14 protein-coding genes are annotated in these 18,310 nt (G+C 69.8%); 8 read left to right on the forward strand and 6 right to left on the reverse strand.

Annotation, left to right across the window (positions count from 1 at the left end):
• Positions 1–639: 639 nt before the first annotated feature.
• Complete coding sequence (locus ACFXKZ_RS50065) at positions 640–1,539, reverse strand: alpha/beta fold hydrolase (protein ID WP_380014405.1); 900 nt, start codon at positions 1,537–1,539, stop codon at positions 640–642.
• A 20-nt stretch (positions 1,540–1,559) separates the two neighbouring features.
• Positions 1,560–2,789, reverse strand: a complete 1,230-nt coding sequence (locus tag ACFXKZ_RS50070) for an MFS transporter (protein WP_380014408.1) — start codon at positions 2,787–2,789, stop codon at positions 1,560–1,562.
• A gap of 139 nt (positions 2,790–2,928) precedes the next feature.
• Between ACFXKZ_RS50070 and ACFXKZ_RS50075 the strand changes: the two genes are divergently transcribed.
• The 3 genes from ACFXKZ_RS50075 to ACFXKZ_RS50085 all read left to right on the forward strand — a co-directional run bounded on the left by ACFXKZ_RS50075 (position 2,929) and on the right by ACFXKZ_RS50085 (position 6,563).
• Entirely contained in the window at positions 2,929–3,462 is a 534-nt protein-coding gene (locus ACFXKZ_RS50075) for a CGNR zinc finger domain-containing protein (protein WP_380014411.1), read from the forward strand.
• Between the two features lie 109 nt (positions 3,463–3,571).
• Entirely contained in the window at positions 3,572–3,919 is a 348-nt protein-coding gene (locus ACFXKZ_RS50080) for a restriction endonuclease (RefSeq protein ID WP_380014414.1), read from the forward strand.
• Positions 3,920–4,406: 487 nt separating this feature from the next.
• A complete protein-coding gene (locus tag ACFXKZ_RS50085; RefSeq protein ID WP_380014417.1) occupies positions 4,407–6,563 on the forward strand; it encodes a PQQ-binding-like beta-propeller repeat protein in 2,157 nt (718 codons plus the stop codon).
• 1,642 nt (positions 6,564–8,205) lie between these two features.
• Here ACFXKZ_RS50085 and ACFXKZ_RS50090 read toward each other — a convergent pair.
• Positions 8,206–9,186 carry a restriction endonuclease gene (locus ACFXKZ_RS50090; protein WP_380014420.1) on the reverse strand — a complete coding sequence of 327 codons (981 nt, stop codon included), beginning with the start codon at positions 9,184–9,186 and terminating at the stop codon, positions 8,206–8,208.
• Between the two features lie 359 nt (positions 9,187–9,545).
• Here ACFXKZ_RS50090 and ACFXKZ_RS50095 point away from each other — a divergent pair, with 359 nt between their 5' ends.
• The 3 genes from ACFXKZ_RS50095 to ACFXKZ_RS50105 are packed head-to-tail and all read left to right on the forward strand — an operon-like array spanning position 9,546 to position 13,356.
• Positions 9,546–11,201, forward strand: a complete 1,656-nt coding sequence (locus tag ACFXKZ_RS50095; RefSeq protein WP_380014423.1) for a Mu transposase C-terminal domain-containing protein — start codon at positions 9,546–9,548, stop codon at positions 11,199–11,201.
• Positions 11,198–12,121: a TniB family NTP-binding protein gene (locus ACFXKZ_RS50100; protein ID WP_380014483.1), complete on the forward strand. Its 924-nt coding sequence runs from the start codon at positions 11,198–11,200 to the stop codon at positions 12,119–12,121. The genes ACFXKZ_RS50095 and ACFXKZ_RS50100 overlap by 4 nt, the downstream gene beginning before the upstream one ends.
• Positions 12,118–13,356, forward strand: a complete 1,239-nt coding sequence (locus ACFXKZ_RS50105; protein ID WP_380014426.1) for a TniQ family protein — start codon at positions 12,118–12,120, stop codon at positions 13,354–13,356. The genes ACFXKZ_RS50100 and ACFXKZ_RS50105 overlap by 4 nt, the downstream gene beginning before the upstream one ends.
• Positions 13,357–13,387: 31 nt before the next feature.
• Here the strand turns inward: ACFXKZ_RS50105 and ACFXKZ_RS50110 are convergent, their stop codons facing one another.
• Complete coding sequence (locus ACFXKZ_RS50110; protein WP_380014429.1) at positions 13,388–14,017, reverse strand: hypothetical protein; 630 nt, start codon at positions 14,015–14,017, stop codon at positions 13,388–13,390.
• Positions 14,018–14,102: 85 nt separating this feature from the next.
• Positions 14,103–15,029 (reverse strand): recombinase family protein, encoded by a 927-nt coding sequence (locus tag ACFXKZ_RS50115; RefSeq protein WP_380014432.1) that lies wholly within the window; start codon positions 15,027–15,029, stop codon positions 14,103–14,105.
• A 258-nt stretch (positions 15,030–15,287) separates the two neighbouring features.
• Here ACFXKZ_RS50115 and ACFXKZ_RS50120 point away from each other — a divergent pair, with 258 nt between their 5' ends.
• Positions 15,288–15,920, forward strand: coding sequence for a hypothetical protein (locus ACFXKZ_RS50120; RefSeq protein WP_380014435.1), 633 nt, complete (start codon positions 15,288–15,290; stop codon positions 15,918–15,920).
• A gap of 76 nt (positions 15,921–15,996) precedes the next feature.
• Here the strand turns inward: ACFXKZ_RS50120 and ACFXKZ_RS50125 are convergent, their stop codons facing one another.
• Positions 15,997–16,788: an NYN domain-containing protein gene (locus ACFXKZ_RS50125; protein WP_380014438.1), complete on the reverse strand. Its 792-nt coding sequence runs from the start codon at positions 16,786–16,788 to the stop codon at positions 15,997–15,999.
• A gap of 232 nt (positions 16,789–17,020) precedes the next feature.
• Between ACFXKZ_RS50125 and ACFXKZ_RS50130 the strand changes: the two genes are divergently transcribed.
• Positions 17,021–18,076 carry a recombinase family protein gene (locus tag ACFXKZ_RS50130; protein ID WP_380014441.1) on the forward strand — a complete coding sequence of 352 codons (1,056 nt, stop codon included), beginning with the start codon at positions 17,021–17,023 and terminating at the stop codon, positions 18,074–18,076.
• Positions 18,077–18,310: the final 234 nt, after the last annotated feature.

An 18,310-nucleotide genomic window follows, 5' to 3' on the forward strand; every position in this document is an offset into this window, starting at 1 on the left:
TGGCGAGGGTCAGGTCCCAGCCGTCGAGGAGAGTGACCGCGCCCAGGACGTGGCGTTCGTCCGGAGTGAGGGCGCTGAGGGTGCGGGCGATGAGCACTTCGAAGTCGTGTCCCAGCTACCCACACCCCCACGGCACGACGACGCCCTCGCGGCGATCGCCGCCGTGGTGCAGCAGCCGGGCCGGCTCGACGATCCCACGCGGACGGCGATCGTCGAGGGGGCCGGGTCGACGTCCCCCACGTGTGGATGGCCAGCGTGGTCGGCGTCACGCCACAGCGGGTCGGGCAGGTACTGCGGGCGGCGCGCACCGCAGAGCGCAGATCCCGCACACGACGAAGTCGACCCCACCATCGCGGTGATGGGCCTTGCGGCGCTTCGCCCGACTCGTCGAACTACCCGCCTGACCACACCCGACACCACCGGCGTCCTGTACGGGATCGCCTGCGCCGCCCCACCCGTGCGACGTCGCCGTTCTGGTCCGCCTCGCGCTGGGACGTGTACGTGATCACCACACCCAGCGGTCGTGCAGCCGTGAGTGGCGCCAAAGTCCCCCGGACGCGACCCGGCACGACGCGGCGCCGCATCCGGCCGAGTGGCCGCGTGCGGCGCCGCATGCGTGGGTGCGTGTGTGCGTGGCGGTCAGGAGACGTTGTGGCTCAGGAAGTCGCGGATCAGCGCGGCGATTTCCGGGGTGTGGGTGGCGAGGGCGAAGTGCCCGGCGTCGAGCAGGTGGATCTCCGCGTCGGGCAGGTCGCGGGCGAACGCGCGGGCCCCGTCCGGGCCAAAGATCTCGTCGCCCGCGCCCCACGCGACCAGCGTCGGCGGGCGGTGGGTGCGGAAGTACTCCTGGAAGGTCGGGTAGCCATCGAGGTTGAACTGGTAGTCCCAGAACAGCTGCAGCTGGATTTCCTTGTTGCCGGGCCGGTCCAGGTACGCCTGGTCCAGGACCCAGGCGTCGGGGGCCACTCGGGCCAGGCGGTCCGCCGGGATGCCGTGCGTGTGCTGCCACTTCGTGGCCTCGGCGGTCAACAGCTCGCGCACCGCGGGCTCGTGCGTCTGGCGGTCCTTGGCGTGCGCGAACAGGACGTCCCAGAACGGGGTGAAGCCCTCCAGGTAGGCGTTGCCGCTCTGGCTGATCAGCGCGGTGACCCGCTCGGGGTGCGCGGCGGCGATCCGCAGGCCGATGGGGGCGCCGTAGTCCTGGATGTACAGCGCGAACCGGTCCAGGCCAAGGTGATCGACGAGTTTGAGGGTGACCTCGGTCAACTTGTCGAAGCTGTACGGGAAGGCGTCCACGGCCGGCGCGTCCGATTGCCCGAAACCGATGTGGTCGGGGGCCACCAGGTGGTACGCGTCGGCGAGTTCGCCGATCAGGTCGCGGTACATCGCGGAGCTGGACGGGAAGCCGTGCAGCAGGAGCAGCGTGGGGTTCACCGGGTCGCCGGCCTCGCGGTAGAAGACGTTCAGTCCGTCGATCTGCACGGTGGCGTGGCGGATGGCGCGGTCGGCGGAGGCGGCGGGGGTGGTGATGGCGTTCATGGGGATCGTCCCTTTCCGGGTCACGAGATGGATGCGGTGGATGCGAGAGGTGCGGTTGAGGCGGTGGTGCGCGCGGCGGTACGCGTCGCGCTCTCGGTGGTCGAGGTCAGGACGGCGGCGAGCAGGCTGAGCCCGACGCCGGCCGCGAAGTAGGCGCGGTAGCCGCCGGTGGCGGCATGTCCGGCGGCGGCCAGGGCGAGGCCGAGTCCGGCCGAGCCTTGGTGGACGATCCAGGCGGGGGCGAGCGTTCGGCCCAGGCGGGCCGGGTCGAGGCCGCGGGTGACGATCGCCATGGTCAGTGGGATCACCGTGAACGATGCCGCACCGAACAGCACGGCGGCGACGACGAGCAACCACGCGTCGGGAGCCGCCGCCGCGAGCACGAGGGAGGTGGCACGCAGCACGTGCATGACGGGCAGCAGGCGTTCGGGCGCGGTGCGACCGACCAGGCGCGCGCTCACCGCGGACGACACCGCCGCAGCGGCGGCGGCCACCGCGACCAGGCTGCCGCCGGCCGCGGCCGACCAGCCCAGTTCGACGGCGTGCTTGGGGAGCAGCAGGACCATCGCGTACAAGGTCGCGGCATGCAGCCCGAACGCGGCGAGGATGCGCCCACGGCCGCGCAGCGATTGCCGCTTCGGCAGACCCGGCCCCGCTCCCCCGGCCGCGAGGGAAACGCCGGAAGCCTTGGAAGCGCCGGAAGGCCCGGAAGCCCCTGGTACGGCTGCCACCTGACGGTCCGTCGGGACCGTTGCCGCGAGCACCGCGGTGGCGGCCAGTCCCGCCGCACCGATCGCCACGTACGTACCGCGCGTCCCCAACGGCCCGAACAGCCCGGCCGCCGCCCACGGGACGACCAGCTGTCCGAGGTTGATACCGATCGCGGCGCGGGCCAACGCCGGTGCCGCACGGTCGCCTTCGGCCCGGGCGATCAGGGTGCTGACGGCGAGGCTGGAGGAACCCGCGAAGCCGAGGCCGCCGAGCACCACGTACGCCGCCACGAACTGCCCGGCGCCGCGCGCCGCGCCGAGCGCCAGGTAGCTCGCCGACAGCAGCAGGAGCGCCGCGACGATCACCCGCTTCGCGCCGTTCCGGTCGAGCAGGACGCCGACCAGCGGCTGGGCGGCGCCGGTGACCGCCGTGGAAAGGGCCGCCGCGACCGCGAGGGTGCCGGCGCCGACGCCGTAGTCCTCCGCGACCGGTGCGAAGAACACCCCGGCGGAGAAATTGAGACCGAACGACACGGTCATGGCCGCCAGTCCTGCCCCGGTACTGCCGATGCGCGGCACTACGGCCACCCCCTCATTTCTAACGTGTAGCTCGATGCCTAAACATTAGACAGCCGGGATCTAACCTGTCAACACACATTCATCGGTTAGATTGATCGGCATGGACATCCGCCCGCTGACCGGAGAACCCCTGGCCCTGGACCTCGCGAACACGCGCTGGCTCCTACACGGCGCCATGCACGACCACCTGGACGACCCGGCCCCACTGCGGGCCTGGCTGACCGAACACGCCTTGGACAAACGCCCCGACACCACGCCCGAGACGGACCTCGACGCGGTACGCAACGCACTCGTCGCCACCCGGGAGGCGATCCGCGCCGCACTGGAGGAAGGCGCGTACCAGGACCTGGACGCGGTCCTCGCACGCGGGACGATCCGCCTCGGACTCCGCGCACAGGGCCCGACCGAGCAAGTGGACATCGCCGACCCGGCATGGCGACCGGCCTGGGAAGCGGCGCGCGCCTACCTGGAGTTGCTCCACACGGCCGATCCGGACCGAATCAGGCGCTGCGCGAACCCGGAATGCACACTCTGGTTCGCGGACATGTCCAAGAACGGACGACGGCGGTGGTGTTCGATGGCCGAATGCGGCAACCGCGCCAAGGCCCGAGCGCACTACGCCCGGAGCCGATGACCGCAGACCGATCCGGGCACCCGAAGACCCGGACGGCTATCGCCACTTCGACGGACGCAAGCACGACTTCGAGTCGGTCGCCGCCACCATCGCGGCACCCCTCCTCGGAGTGGGCGCGTCGTATCGGGAGGACTGGTCGACTCGCCGGTCGGGCGATGGTGGCGCCGACTTCGTCGGCCGCTTGGACGCCGGCAGGGGCTTGGCGGGAACCAGTCTCGTGGTCTTGGGACAGGCCAAGTGCGTGAAACCCGATACATCCATCAGCGCGGAGCAGATCGCCCGCGTCGTGGCACGCCTGCGTCGAGGATGGATCGGCATCTTCGTCACCACCCGGTACCACTCGGAGGCGGCACAGCTCGAGATGGTCGAGGACCAGTACCCCATCGCCCGCGTCAACGGGTCGGATCTCGCCGGAAAATGCGCTCCATTCCCGATCAGGACCAATACGGAGACCTGAACGCGCGCCTGAAGCACTTGGTCGTGGCGCACGGCCGGGAAATCGTCGTCACGGAGAGATGACCCGAAGAGATTCTGCTGCTCCAGCCTGCCGTCCGAATGGGCCGGGGTACGCCTCGTCCCGCGCCGTACCATCGGGGAGCCACATCCCGTTCGTCGCCTCCGACAGTGCTCGACGACGATCGGAGCGCCGGCGCAGGCCGGTTTCGAGGCACCGGGGACGCCCCGTGTCCGTTGTGAGTACGTCCCCAAGGGAGACACCTGTGCCCGGGGCACCCCGGGAACGCCCGCTCGCTGGCGTCGAAGCCGCGCGTGGAGACGTCCCACATGGACGCCCCATTTCAGGGAGCCGACGACATGAGGCATCGTGGTGGCAATTTGATCTGCGGGTTCGACATAACCGCCTCCGTGTTGCCGCGACGTCGGACCGGTGGTCGGGACGCCGCAGGCCCGACTAGGGTCGAGGGCGCCGGTGCGTTCCGACAGAGGTGGACAAGGCACCCGGCTCGTCGGGAACGGACACGGGGGCGGGTTTGACGATCGGGCGCGTGCTGGCTGGGCGTTACGAGCTCACGGGGCTACTGGGCCGGGGCGGCATGGGCGAGGTGTGGGCGGCGGTCGATGCGCGCATGGCTCGACGCGTGGCGGTGAAGCTCCTGTCGTCGGGCGGCGGAGGCAATCCTCAGAGGCTCTTACGCGAGGCTCGCGTCGCCGGCGCGCTTAATCATCCGGGCGTTGTCACCGTCCACGACCTCGGACACGAACCCGACGGCACAGTGTTCGTAGTCATGGAACTCGTCGCCGGGAAGGACTTGGCGCGCGTGCTCCGGAAGGACGGGCCGGTCACGGTACGCGACGCGATCGACTGGTCCGGGCAGTGCGCGTACGCACTGGTCGCGGCGCATGAGGCGGGCATCGTGCACCGTGACCTGAAGCCTGCGAACGTCTTGCTGACGCCCGCAGGCACGATCAAGGTCCTGGACTTCGGCATCGCCCGATACACGGCGGCCACGACCCGCTCGAGCCAGGTCGTCGGAACCCCGGCGTACATCGCCCCCGAACGCTTCACCGGCCAACCCGGTGACGCGCGGGTCGACCTGTACGCGCTGGGCTGCATACTCTACGAACTCATAAGCGGCCAACCGCCGTTCACGGCACCGGACCCGATGGCGCTGATGTACGCGCACCTACACCAGGATCCGGCCCCGCTCGGCGCCCACCGCGCGAATCTGCCGCCCGGCGTGGAACTGCTGGTCACGGAGCTGCTCGCCAAGGACCCCACGCACCGCCCCGCCACCGCGCGCGAGGTCCACCGGCGACTGCACGCCCTGACCGGGCCGGCGGATCGACCGGACAGGTCCTCGATCGCACCCGATCCCACCGCGGGGCCCGTCAATGAAGCCGCCGTGGTAGTCAGCCCCTATGAAGCGCTCGCTCCATGGAACCTCGACGCGGCCGCTCCCGCCGGCACGCTCGTCGACCACACCGGTCCAGCGCACGAGCGGGACACACGCCTGCAGGACCCGCGACCGCCACGCGGGCTCTCCCGCCGAGGCGCGGTGTTGCTGGCGCTCGGCACGGCCACAGCCGCAGGCACCGCGCTCGCCGTCCGCTTCCAAGGCTCGGACGCCGACGACGAATCCTCGCTGCGCAGGCGGTGGGAGTTCACCACCGGCGGTGAAATCACGACCGCACCCGCGGCGGTCGACGACACGGTCTACGTCGCCAGCCAGGACGGAAACCTCTACGCGGTCGACGCTGCCTCCGGGGCCAGGCGCTGGGTGTACCGAACCGGCGGCAAGCGACTGACCAATCTCGACGTGACCGACGGAATCGTCTACGTCCAAAGCAATCCCCTCGAGGCCAGCAACCAGGCGGGCACTCTGCATGCCGTGGAGACAAAACACGGAACCGCCGTGTGGTCCATCCCCTTCGCGTCGTATGGCGGCGCCCCCACCGTGGTCGACGACGTCTGCTACACCAGCGGCGCCGTCACGCCGACCGGCGCCGGCCGCACCGGGTACACCGGTCGATACCATGCCCTGGACGCCCGCACCGGCGCCGAGCGTTGGCGCTTCGAAGCCGACGGCGGGTTCTACGACCGCCCCGCAGTGGTGAACGGCGTCGTGTATCTCGGGTGCTTGGACGGCAATGTGTACGCGCTCGACGCGGCCACCGGCCGGCAGCGTTGGGCGTTCAGGACCGGCGGTGCCGTCCAAAACACCCTGACGGTGGACGGGGCCGTCTACGCGGCCAGTTACGACGCCAACGTGTACGCGATCGACGCCGCCTCGGGGACCATGCGATGGGCCTACGGAATCGGCGGCCCGGCGGGCTCCCTTGCCGTCGAAGGCGACATCCTTGTTGTCGACAGCGGGAAGTACGTCCACGCAGTCAACCGGGCCCCCGGAACCAGGCGTTGGGCGTGGGCCGCCCCCGACTTCGTCGGTTCTGCGACGCTCGCCAATGGCCTCGTCTACATCGGCAGTCGGGACGGCAGGCTCTACGGCATCGAGATCACGGCCGGCATCAAGGAGTGGACGTTCAAGACCCGGGGCTCCATCGTCTCCGCGCCCGCGGTCACCCGCGAAGGCGTCTACGTCACGAGCCGCGACAAGAGGCTGTACGCCATCGCGCACCAGTGACGAACCCAGTCTTCGTACAATCGACACAACGACTACGCCCGGTCGGCCTCGCCGTGTGGTTCCGGGAGTCGAGGACGCGGCCGTGTACTCCTCTCCCGCACGCCACCCGGCAACTAACCCGACCCCACGCCATCGAGATCTGCACCCCTGCCCGCGTCGAGCGTTCTCGAGGTCCACCCCTGGCCCCAACGTGTGCGAGGACAGTCATACCAGGGCGTGGCGTTGATCGCGGCAGTCGTGTTGAGCAGGGCCCAGACTGTCCTCTCCTCCAGCTCCCCCTCGTCGGCCATCGACCCCAACGAGCCGCCTCGTCTCATCTCGCGAACCGGGCAACCGATCAGCCTCGAAGGCAGTCGTGGCGAGGAAGTACCGCTCCCCGCGCCTGTCCCGTCACTACGCCTGGCATCAATGTGGCACCTTCGACGGCCACAGGCGCCGGGCCCTGCCGGCCGAATTTTCAGAAGCCCCGGGTCGGAGCTCTCACACTCCGCGGGCACCCACCGGACGGGATTGCCTCGAGCGCGCCTCGAGACTCCACAACTCCGAACACGGGCCCGGGAAGCAAGCCATCGACGAGTCATAAGTCCAGTTATCATAACTGCAGTTATCACAACCAAACAGAAGAGTTCCATGAATCTTTCGAGCCCGGACGAATCACGAGTCCGAATAGTCGACCCTCGAACGATTCGCAGCGAACCAGCGGCCAGGAGCGACGCCCAGGTGGTCTCGGGTCGACATCGAGAAGGCAAGCCCGACGCAGGGCAGAGCCAGAGGTGAACCGAGGGTGATCAGCAAGTCGATGGGCCGGTCGGGCTGTTCCCACAGGGCTTCGTAGGCCACGACGGACCCCAGGGACTGCGCGATCACCACCCGCACGTCCGAGACCACGACGCTCGGTGACGCGGGCCCGGACGGCCTTCCCTACGGCGCTGTCGGGCTCCCGCATGCAAGGCCGACCTCGCGCGCCAAGCGGTGCGTCGGCAACTGCAACTTGGCCGGGTTCAGGTGCCGTCCGGTGGCCGGCTACCGGACGGCCTGTCGAATGAACGTGGTGGAGTGCCTCATCGACACCGCTGCAGGCGGGCCGAGTTCGGTCAGCGATGCGTGGACGATCTCGATCGTCTCGATTCCTTCGGAGACGATCGAGATCGTCGGGTGCTCCCTGGTGACCGGGTCAGCGAAAGAGGATGGCGTAGTAGGTCATGATCAATGCGGGCACGACCGTCGGGTCCGTGTAGGTCAAGAACTCGGCGTTGGTAGCGGGCATTCCGCCGCTTGTCCGGGTCTGCGGTTCTCGCCGACGCCGGGCTCGCCGCCGGGTCATGTCGTACCTTTCCGGTTTCACCGGGGCGAGTACCCCCACGAGCCGTTGCCGGTCGGTCGCGAAGGGGCGACACGACGACTCGCGACTTCCCCGGGGTGGCGTCCTGATCACCGGTGACTCGATCGATCGGGAACGCCGTCGGCGACCACGTCCATTCGGCAGCCCGAAACCTTCCGACCTCCTGCGGTGAACGGGAGGGCCGATCCGCTGGATCAATGATGAGCGTACCTATAATAGGTACGCTCATCATTGATCCAGCGGACGCTCGTACCACCGGGAATGGCTCTCAAGGACCGGTGGAAGGGCCTTCGTGAGTAGTCACTTCCTCCCGAGGATGGTGTCGAGGGGTTCCCCGTGACTCGCCCAGCGCCGTAGTTCGTCGCGGCGCATGAGGTGTATGTGTTGGTTTCGGGCGAAGGCAATCGCAGGCCGGGAAAAGGAACCGTTCGTGAGGGCGATCACCGTCTCCGCCCCGTGAACGGGCCGTGCCGTGCCGTTGAGACGCTGCAACTCGGGTGATCCGACGGATGCTTGACGGCGTGTGTGTTTGCACTGGATCACGACGATCCTCCCGTCGGGGTCCGTTGCCACGATGTCGGCTCCGAGATCGCCCGGTCCTCCCCCGGCACGCTCCACGCGGTAGCCGTCTCGTCGCATGAGGACCGCCGCGAGGCGTTCGAACTCGTGGTGTGCCATGCGGTCGATGTCGGCGAGCGCCACGACCTCGCCCTTGTGGACACGGGTCATCCGCAGGTCCTCGGCCAGGGCGAGCTCATGTATCGCGTCGTGATATTCCGTTCGACGGCGTGCGAGTCGACGCTCCGCTCGTTCGTATGCCTGGAACAGGGCTGGGCCCTCTTCGACCACGGCGGTGGATCCCGATCGAGGCGTTGCCCCGCCGTAAAGGGAGACCGGGTCGACACCGAAGTCCTCGGTGAGTCGACTCCAGACGTGCCTGGCCTCGTCGGTTCTGATACGGGCCGCCCGGAGTTCGGTCTCCAGGAAATATGCCCATGCTCGGGAGGTCTCACGCCACTGCTGCGTGAAGGACGTACCGTCCCCGTCCGTGCCATCGTGTTCGAGTCGGCGCAGGATCTCGGAGTGCTCGTGGCGCAGGCGTGCGACGTGTTGGTCGAGGTGGCCGTGGATCGCTCGTACGAAGGAGCTCTCGGAGACGAGAAGCCAGGCGGCGAGGAGATCGTCGGGTGCGGCCTTGCCGATCCTGTCGCCCATCCAGGTTCGCAGGTCCCGGCTCTCGTATCGGGGCGGAACGACAGCGGCCTTCGAATCGATGATCATTTCGGCAGGTTAGCGGCATGTCGGTTTTCAGCCGATGACCCCTCCGACCTGATTGCCAGCTTGCGACTTTGTAGTTGCCTTCTACGTAGTTGTCGTCTACGTAGACGCGATCTACGCAAAGGACTTCACCGTCATCGGATTCGAACGCCAGGCCGTCGTCGGACCGACATGGCACCCGGCCCGACGCTCGTATTGCTACGGCGAGGTCCCATGTACCTTGTCGATTTCCGTAGTCGTGTGCACGGGTGGGCTGCGTCTTCGCTGCCGGATGCAGGGGACTGTGAATCCCCGGACAGTCCGAAGTCGCGTGCATTACGGTCGTTTTGGCCGTAGTCGCGTGCGCGGCGGGAGGTGCCGGGATGACGGACGGGCCGGTGACCGAGCGCGGGGTGCTGACCGCGCCAGCCGACGTGTGGGCGACGGCGGTGCGGCAGGCGGAGGTGGTCCGGCCGCTTGCGGCGCGGGACACGGTGGGCCTGGCGGACGCGGACGCCGCAGCCCTCGCGTTGGGGGTTTCCCGTCGTCAGGTGTACGTACTTCTCGGGCGGTGGCGGGCGGGCGAGGGCGTGGTGTCGGACCTGTTGCCGGCCCGTTCCAGCGGCGGCCGCGGCGGCGGACGCCTTCCCGACGAGGTCGAGGCGATCGTCGCGGAGGTGCTGCGGGCCCGGTACTTGACGCGGCAGCGCCGTTCGGTGGCGGTCGTGTGCCGGGAGGTCGCACGCCGGTGCCGTGTCCGGGGTCTTTCGGTTCCGTCGCGTGGTGCGGTGGTACGCCGGATCGCGCAGTTGGATCCAGTCACTGCGGTGACGGCGCGGGAGGGCGGTGAGGCGGCGCGTCCGCTGCGGTCGGCGGGCGGAGAGCCGCCGACGGTGACCGGGTTGTTGGAGCAAGTGCAGGTCGACCACACGCCGGTGGATGTGATCGTGGTGGACGAGCGGCACCGGTTGCCGGTCGGACGGCCGTACCTGACCGCGGCGATCGACGTGGCGAGCCGGTGCGTGGTGGGCCTGGTGGTGACGCTGGAGGCGCCGTCGGCGACTTCGGTCGGGCTGTGCCTGGCGCACGCGGCGGTCGACAAGCGGCCGTGGCTGGAGCGGATCGGGGTGGACGCGGTGTGGCCGATGAGCGGCAAGCCGCACGCGCTGTACGTGGACAATGCTGCGGAGTTCAAGAGCGAGGCGCTGCGTCGCGGCTGCGACCAGCACGGCATCAAGCTGGGCTACCGGCCGCTCGGGCTGCCGCACTTCGGCGGGATCGTGGAGCGCTTGATCGGCACGATGATGACGCTGGTTCACGAGTTGCCGGGCACGACGTTCTCGAACACCACGGAGCGCGGCGCGTACGACAGCGATGCGCGGGCGGTGCTGACGCTGCGGGAGCTGGAGAAGTGGTTCGCGCTGGCGGTGGCCTCGTACCACGGCCAGGTGCACGAGAGCCTCGGCCGCATCCCGGCCAGGGTGTGGGCCGACCTTGCCGCGACGGAGCGGCCGGTGACGGTGGGCAATGCGTCTGCGTTCCTGGTGGACTTCCTGCCGGTGGTGCGCCGCACCCTGACCCGGTCGGGGTTCGTGGTCGACCACGTGCAGTACTACTGCGACGCGCTGAAGCCGTGGATCGCCCGCCGCGAGCGGCTTGGCCGGTTCGTGCTGCGCCGCGACCCGCGCGACATCAGTCGGGTCTGGGCCCTGGACCCGGACGGCGACATCTACCTGGAGGTGCCGTACCGGACGCTGTCGCGGCCGCCGATCAGCGCGTGGGAGCAGCAGGCTGCCGTCCGACGGCTGCGCAAGCTCGGCCGCGTCGAGGTCGACGAGAACGCGTTGTTCGCGATGGTCGAGCAGATGCGCGTGATCACCGACACCGCAGTGGCGGCCACCCGCAAGGCCCGCCGGGACCGCCAGCGCCGCACCGACCCGCCGCCCAGACGAGCGCCGGTACCTGCCCTGCCCCCTCTGCTCGCTGGCACGGAGCCGGCGGCCGCGGCTGTGCCGTTCGAGGTGATCGAGCAGTGGTGAACCCGCTGAAGGCGGCGCAGGACGGTTCCCTCGACCTGGCGCACCTGCATCCGTCCGCGCGGCGGATCGCCCGGCTGCCGGACGCGGAGCGGCTGCGGTACGTACGTGCCGACAGGTGGATCGGGTACCCGCGTGCGAACGCCGCGCTCGCGCAGTTGGAGACGCTGCTGTCCTGGCCGACCCGGCTGCGGATGCCAAACCTCTTGCTGATCGGGCCGACCAACAACGGCAAGTCGATGATCGTGGAGAAGTTCCGCCGCTCGCACCCCGCCACGTCGCATCCCGACCGGGAGGAAGTCCCGGTCCTGGTCGTGCAGATGCCGTCCGAGCCGACCGTGATCCGGTTCTACACCGCCGTGCTCGCCGCCCTCGGCGCCCCGCTCCGCGCCCGCTACCGCCTCGCCGACGTTGAGCAGTTGACCTTGCGGCTGCTGCGTGCGGCGAGCGTGCGGATGCTGGTGGTCGACGAGCTGCACAACGTGCTCGGCGGGCGCGGCGACCGACGCCGCGAGTTCTTGAACCTGCTGCGCTACCTCGGCAACGAGCTGCGGATCCCGCTGGTCGGCGTCGGCATCCACGACGCCTACCTGGCCATCCGCGCCGATGGCCAGCTGGAAAACCGGTTCGCGCCGCTGGTCCTGCCGCGCTGGGAAGCGGACGCGGACGCCTGCTCGCTGCTGGCCAGCTTCGCCGCGTCGTTCCCGCTGCGCCGCCCCTCGCCGATCGCCACCCCCGAGATGGCCGGCTACCTGTTCGCCCGTAGCGAGGGCACGATCGGCGAGCTGGCCCTGCTACTGACCGACGCCGCGGTGGCGGCGATCGAGTCCGGCGAGGAGGCGATCAACGACCGGACCCTGCTGCTCGCGCCGTACGCCGGGCCCAGCGAGCGGCGCCGGCTGTTCGAACGCGAACTGACGTGACCGGCGGGCGGCTCTGGCCGCTGCACCCGCAGCCCGGACCGCTGGAGTCCTTGTCGTCGTGGCTGGGCCGGCTGGCCGAGTTGTACGAGATGCCGGTGGTCGAACTGCTCCGCAACCTCGGCCACCTCAACCCGGCGGTCCCGCCCGACCTCGACGCCGACCCGCCCACCGAGCTGCTCGCCACACTCGCCGACCGCACCGGCGTCCACCCCGACCGGCTGCGGGCGATGACCCTGGCCGGACACGTCCCCTGGCTCTTCGACATGCTCCCGGTACCGCCCCACCACGCGCAGCAGGTGTTCGACACGTACGTTCGCGACAACTCGGTCCTGCTTGCGCGAAGCGCCGCCGGTCATCACGTGCTGGGCTACCGGCGGCGGGACTGGGCGGGGCCGTGGCTGCTCACCCGCCCCACCGTGCCGCGGGTCTGCCCGGTCTGCGCCGAAGACCCGGACCGCGGCACCGCCCTGGTCTGGCGCCTCGCCCTGATGACCAGCTGCGCCGAACACGGCTGCCGCCTCCAGGACGTCGTCCACGTACGGACCTCGCTGCTCCTGGGCGAACCCGCGCGCGTGGAACCCCTGGACGAGCCGCGCGCCGCGCTGGACCGCTACACCCACCAGCGGCTCACCACCGGACGCGTCGCCCTGCCCGGGCGCGAGGTGCACGCCGGGATGTGGTTCCGGATGCTGCGCTCCCTCCTGCACGAGGTGGCCCTCGCGCCCGGCTCCCAGACCGCGGACACCAAGGCCGTGCTGCGGCAGATCTGGCAGGCCACCGACCACCGGGAGCGCGCCGGCCTGAACGTGTGGCGGCCCTACGAGGAGATGGACGACGACATGCGGGAGGCGATGCTGGACGCCGCAGCCGCGGCGGTCCAGTTGGCCGCCGACGGCGCGATCACCGCCCGCGGCCGCCTCGGCTCCGCACTCCAGGCCCCGCCGCGCGGCTACGTCTACGACGGTGACAAGCCGCCTTTGCCGCACCGCAGGCCGCAGGACTTCGCCACCGCGGTGCAGGAAGCGCTCGCCTGGGCGTGCGCCGACCCCGGAGCAGCACGGCAGTTGCTGGGGCTGCTCACCAACCGCTGCCGCACCCTGGAAGCCTTCGAGCGGGAACGCACCTACCTGCGCCGCCATGGCGTCCCCGCCGAATTCCTGCCCACCGCCCGCGAACTCGGCCGCCTCGACCTCGTATGCAGGGGTCCGAGGCAGGCGGTCATGCGGTCGGCGTAAGCGCGGAACGTCGTGTGTGGCTCCCGGAACGCTACGCGTGGGTGTGCCATTCCTGGGTCGGGAGCGGTCCTTCGGAGGTGTCGCCGAGGCGATCGGTCCACGCCGGGGCGGCGAACACCGGCCGGGTGAGGAGGATGTCCCCGGCGCGCTGAACACGCAGGAGGATCCCAACGTCCCCGTAGCTGTAGTCGCCGTTCTGCGAGATGCGGATCTCCTGGTCGAAGCCCCGTTCCTTGACCCGGGCGTACATAGCATCGTCGGTCGCGGACGGCACCTGCCCAGTCAGCGCCAACCCGTCCCACCGCACCTGAGGCCCGACCCGGGCATCGATCGCAACCGCGGCGAGCACCCCGCCGAACCTCTGCCCGGGGAAGTACTCATGGCCATCGTCGATCTGGCCCGGGACGGCACGACCGGGCGCATCCGGGGGTACGTCGTCCTCAGTTGCGGGCCGGAAGTACGCCGTGAGCCTGTGCCCCCAGATCCCGGGTGAGCCGTACGAGGCGGAGTCGCCGCTGCTCACGGCGGGCAGGTAGTCCAAGGCGGCGCCGACCTGGCCGCGGGTCATGCCGAACAGCAGCGGCCCGACCCCGACCAGCGGGACAGCGTCCCACTGGTCGCGCTCGGCCTCGGTCAGCACCGGCCACATCGCATCCGACATCCGCGTTCGTCCCCTTGTCTGTTGCCACCGGTCCCGCCGTTCGGCCGGACCGGCAGGGACCGTACCGGGTAGCAACGACAGGGCCTTACGGCCGCGCGGCGGCGATGCGGTCGGCGTACGCGCGGTGGGCCTTGCGCGCGGCCGCCGCCCCTCCGGGGCCGGCCAGGACCGCGCACCGGGCCAGCGCGGCGCGGTGCAGCGCGAGGGGGGCCGTCACGCGCAGCGAGTGGCCGCGGCCGCGGCGGATCACCCAGCCTTCCCGGAGCGCCTCGCGGAGCTGGGCGGGGCCGGTGTCGGCGGTGGCCTCCAGGTAGTCGGCGAGCAGGCCGGGCACGTCGATCGCGCACCGCCGGTCCGCCGACGGTTCGGGCTGCCGCGGGGTGGGGGTGGCGGTTTCGGGCTCCTCGGGGGCAGCCTCGGCTCGGCGGGCGCCCGCCGCGTCCAGGACGCGGCGGATGGTCCGGGGCGCGACCTTGTACTGCCGGGCGAGGGCCTTGACCGCGGCGCCGTCGGCGTACGCCTCGACGACGTCCGCCGCGTCGCCCTCACCGAGCACGGCAGGGCGTCCGAGGGTCTTTCCGGCGGCGGCCGCGGCGGCGACGCCTTCGCGGGTGTTCTCGGAGATCATGTCGCGCTGGAACTCCAGCACGCCGGCGAGCATGGTGACGAACAGCTTGGTCTGCGGGTCGTCGGCGGCCAGGTCGAAGCCGGACCATGCGCCCGTCGCGATATAGAGGTGCAGCCCGCGCCGTCTGAGGACGTCGCGGATCTGCAGGACGTCCCAAGTCGACCGGAACAGGCGCGCGGCGTCCGCGATGCGGATGGTGTCCCCGACCGCGGCCGCATCCAACAAGGCGCGGAACCCGGGCCGGTCGACCGCGAACACGCGCGAGGAGGTGGCCGGGTCCTCGTAACGCGGGGCGCCGGACGCGATCAGCGCCGCGAGTGCGTGCAGCTGGCGGGCGTTGGTCTGCTTGTCGGTGGAATGCCGCAGATACAGGCGATCCGTCACTCATCGCACCCTTCATCACGTCCGACGACTGCCGGACCGCGACTCTACAGGGGCGAAAACGGGGGGCGGAACTGCGCATCATCTCGCATTGGATCACCAGCTGATTTGCCCAGATTTTTCAGCTTCCCGCCCATTGGATCGGCCGCGGGGGCGTAATCGACCGATTGCGCCCCTGGCTACTCGGACCGCACCCTGTCATGCGAACATCACCTCAACGAATCCATGACTGTTTCAACACCATCCAGTTATGATGGCGGCATGGACGATGTTCTCGAAGCACTCGCGGCGCCCGACCGGGCCATCCGTCGGCTGATCGAAGAGTGCGGCGCAAGCCGCCTCGACCTCAAGGAGGTCGGGTTGACCGACTACACGGCCCGCAAGCACCTCCAAATTACCTCGCCTCGTGCGCTGGCACCGACGGAGGCCGTGCAGATCGCACCGCTCGGCCCGCGCGACGTCGTCGCGCTCGTGGCCATGAGCCAGGACGTCGGACGCCGTTTCCTGAGCCACGGCGTCTACATCCGAGACGCCCTGTTGCACGGGCAGATTCGGCTGAGTGCGAAGTACCTCGGCTACTCGAAGGACGGAACCCTCGAAGCAGTGCGGCCGATCACCGGCATGTGGCGCCTCGGTTCGGCGCAGGCCATACCGATGACCGGCATCGTGAACCTTGCCGCCGTCATGGCGGAGCCGGACCTGAACGACAACTGGCCGGGACCGGCCACACTGGTGGAACTCGGTCCGCCGGTCCCCCTCGGCCTGCCACTCGGATTCGCCCTAAGCGCCAACGGCGCGAAACCGGCGCTGCGCAAAGTCCGTCACGTCCTATTGGACGACCTGCTCTCGGCAGTACAGAAGGGCTCCACGTTCGTAGACGTCCCCCGGCTGTAACCAACCGGGGCGGAGGCCCCTGGGAGCTTCGGATACCTGCGCAGACGACTTCGAAACCGGAACCGGTCGTCGCGGCTCACTGCTCTGCGGCCGCCTGCCTCGGGGTCTCGCCGGCGCGGCGCTTGTCGCGGGCGTAGACGACGGCCGGCTTCCCGTCGCCGGGGATGCGACGGCGCACCTCGAACAGGGCGGTCGCGTCGATGAGATCGCTGAGTTTGGTGTATCCCCAGGTCCGGGCGTCGAAGTCCGGGCGCTGCTTGGTGATGATGTTGCCGACGTTCGCGAGGTGAGCCCAGCCCTCGTCGTCCGAGGCCGCCTCCACGGCACGGCGGAGCAGGTTGACCAGGGCGGTGTCGCCCCTGAGCTGGGTGATCACGTTCCGCGAGGCCTGCTTGGCCTCGACGGGCGCACCGACGGCTCCGAGATTTTCGATGTAGATGAACTTGTCGCAGGCGGCAACGAACGGCGCGGGAGTCTTGCGTTCGCCGAAGCCGTACACCGTCAAGCCGGATTCGCGGATGCGGGCCGCAAGGCGGGTGAAGTCGCTGTCGCTGGAGACGATGCAGAATCCGTCGAAGCGCCCGGTGTACAGCAGGTCCATTGCGTCGATGACCATCGCGGCGTCGGTGGCGTTCTTGCCGGTGGTGTAGGCGAACTGCTGCACCGGCTGGATCGACTGCGCGAGCAGGTGCGCCTTCCAGCCCGACAGCCGGGTGCCCGTCCAGTCGCCGTACGCGCGCTTGACGTGGGCGGTCCCGAACTTCGCGACTTCCGCAAGCAGTTCGACCACCGCCGACGGCTGGGCGTTGTCTGCGTCGATCAGGACTGCAAGCTTCGCCGTGCTCTCTACAGGCATGCGCTCAGCCATTCCCCGGGCCCCCGACCGCTCGCTCCTTCGCGGAGGCTACCGCCCCGTCCGAACCCGCCGCCGAGCAACCGGTGAACTGCCCCCGCGCACGCGACTTCAGTCATGCGTGCAGCCGACTTCGGAAGCTGACAACAGAACCGGCCCCGAGCCCGGAATCGTTCTCACAACCCGTTCTCACTCAAAAGTGGGATCCACCCCCTTGTGAGAAATGTTTGTGACAGCATCTCGGATCATGACGCTGCCCGAAGAGTCCGACCGGAGCGACGCCGACGACGTCGAGCGCCACCCGTGCCCGCGGTGCGCGGTCGCGGCCGGGTCGCCGTGCCGCTCGCGCTCCGGCGCGGTCGCCGGCGCCTACCACACCGGCCGGTTCACCAAGGTGCCCCGACTCGCGAAACTCCTGCGGGTCCCCACCCCCGCCGATCGTGGCCCCGGCGCGTCCTGGCGACCGGGTACCCCGGCCCCGTCCGCGATCGCGCCCGACACCCCGAGCGCCGACATCCGCATCGGGTACGCCCGTTGCTCGACGCTCACGCAGGAACTCCAGTCGCAGTTGGACGCGCTCGCCGCGCACGGCATCCCCCGGGACAAGGTCTTCTCGGAGAAGATCAGCACCCGGGTGCGGGTGCGCCCGCGGTTCGAGGCCGCCCTCGCGCTGGCCCGCGAGATCAAGGCCCACGCGCCGCACTGCCGGGTGATCCTGACGGTGTACGAGATGAAGCGGCTGGGGCGCGACGCGGCCGAACTCACGGCCCTGGCCGACCACTTGACCGCGCACGGCCTGGTGCTGGAGATGCTCGCCGGACCGCTGCCCGGGATCTACGACCCCACCGGCCCCGGGCGCATCCTGTTCGGGTTCTTCGCCGCGATGGCGGAGACCGAACGCGAGAACGTCCGCGAGGCCACCCTCGAAGGACTCGACGCCGCCGCCCGCAAGGGCAAACACGGCGGACGCCCTGCGGTCATCACCGACGACATGCTGCACACCGTGCTCCGCCGCAAGGCCGCCGGCGAATCGGTCGAAGCGATCCGACCGGACCTGATCATCCCCACCGGCAAACGCAAGGGACGAAGCCCCAGCCTCGCCAGCGTCTACCGCGCCCTCGCCGAACACGCCAAGGCCGCGGCCTACCCCGAAGCCGTCGAACAGGCCCACGCCGACTTCGCCCACCAAGCCGACGGCGACGACATCCCCCGACCCATCCGAGCTCGTATCGCAAGTCCCGACGCACCTCCGACACCCGAGGAAGTCGACCTGCGGCAACGCCTGATTGCACAACGAGCCTAGCTGTCCCCGGCCGAAGATCGGACCCAACATTGACCGTTGGTGTCAAATGTTTTGACACCAACGCCGGTTTTCCGTTCCGTTCCTACCGGGACCCGATGTACTGGTGACCTCGTTGGTCGCGTTGGTCGCGGCGCGCTCGGACGATCCCGGCAAGCGTCTGGACGCGCGGGAGGTGCTCAAGCTCCTGCTGCAGCACAAACAGCGGTGATCGAACGTGCGGTGACAAGGCTGCCT

Origin of the sequence: Embleya sp. NPDC059237 (assembly GCF_042754105.1) — a bacterium.
GTDB lineage: Bacteria > Actinomycetota > Actinomycetes > Streptomycetales > Streptomycetaceae > Embleya.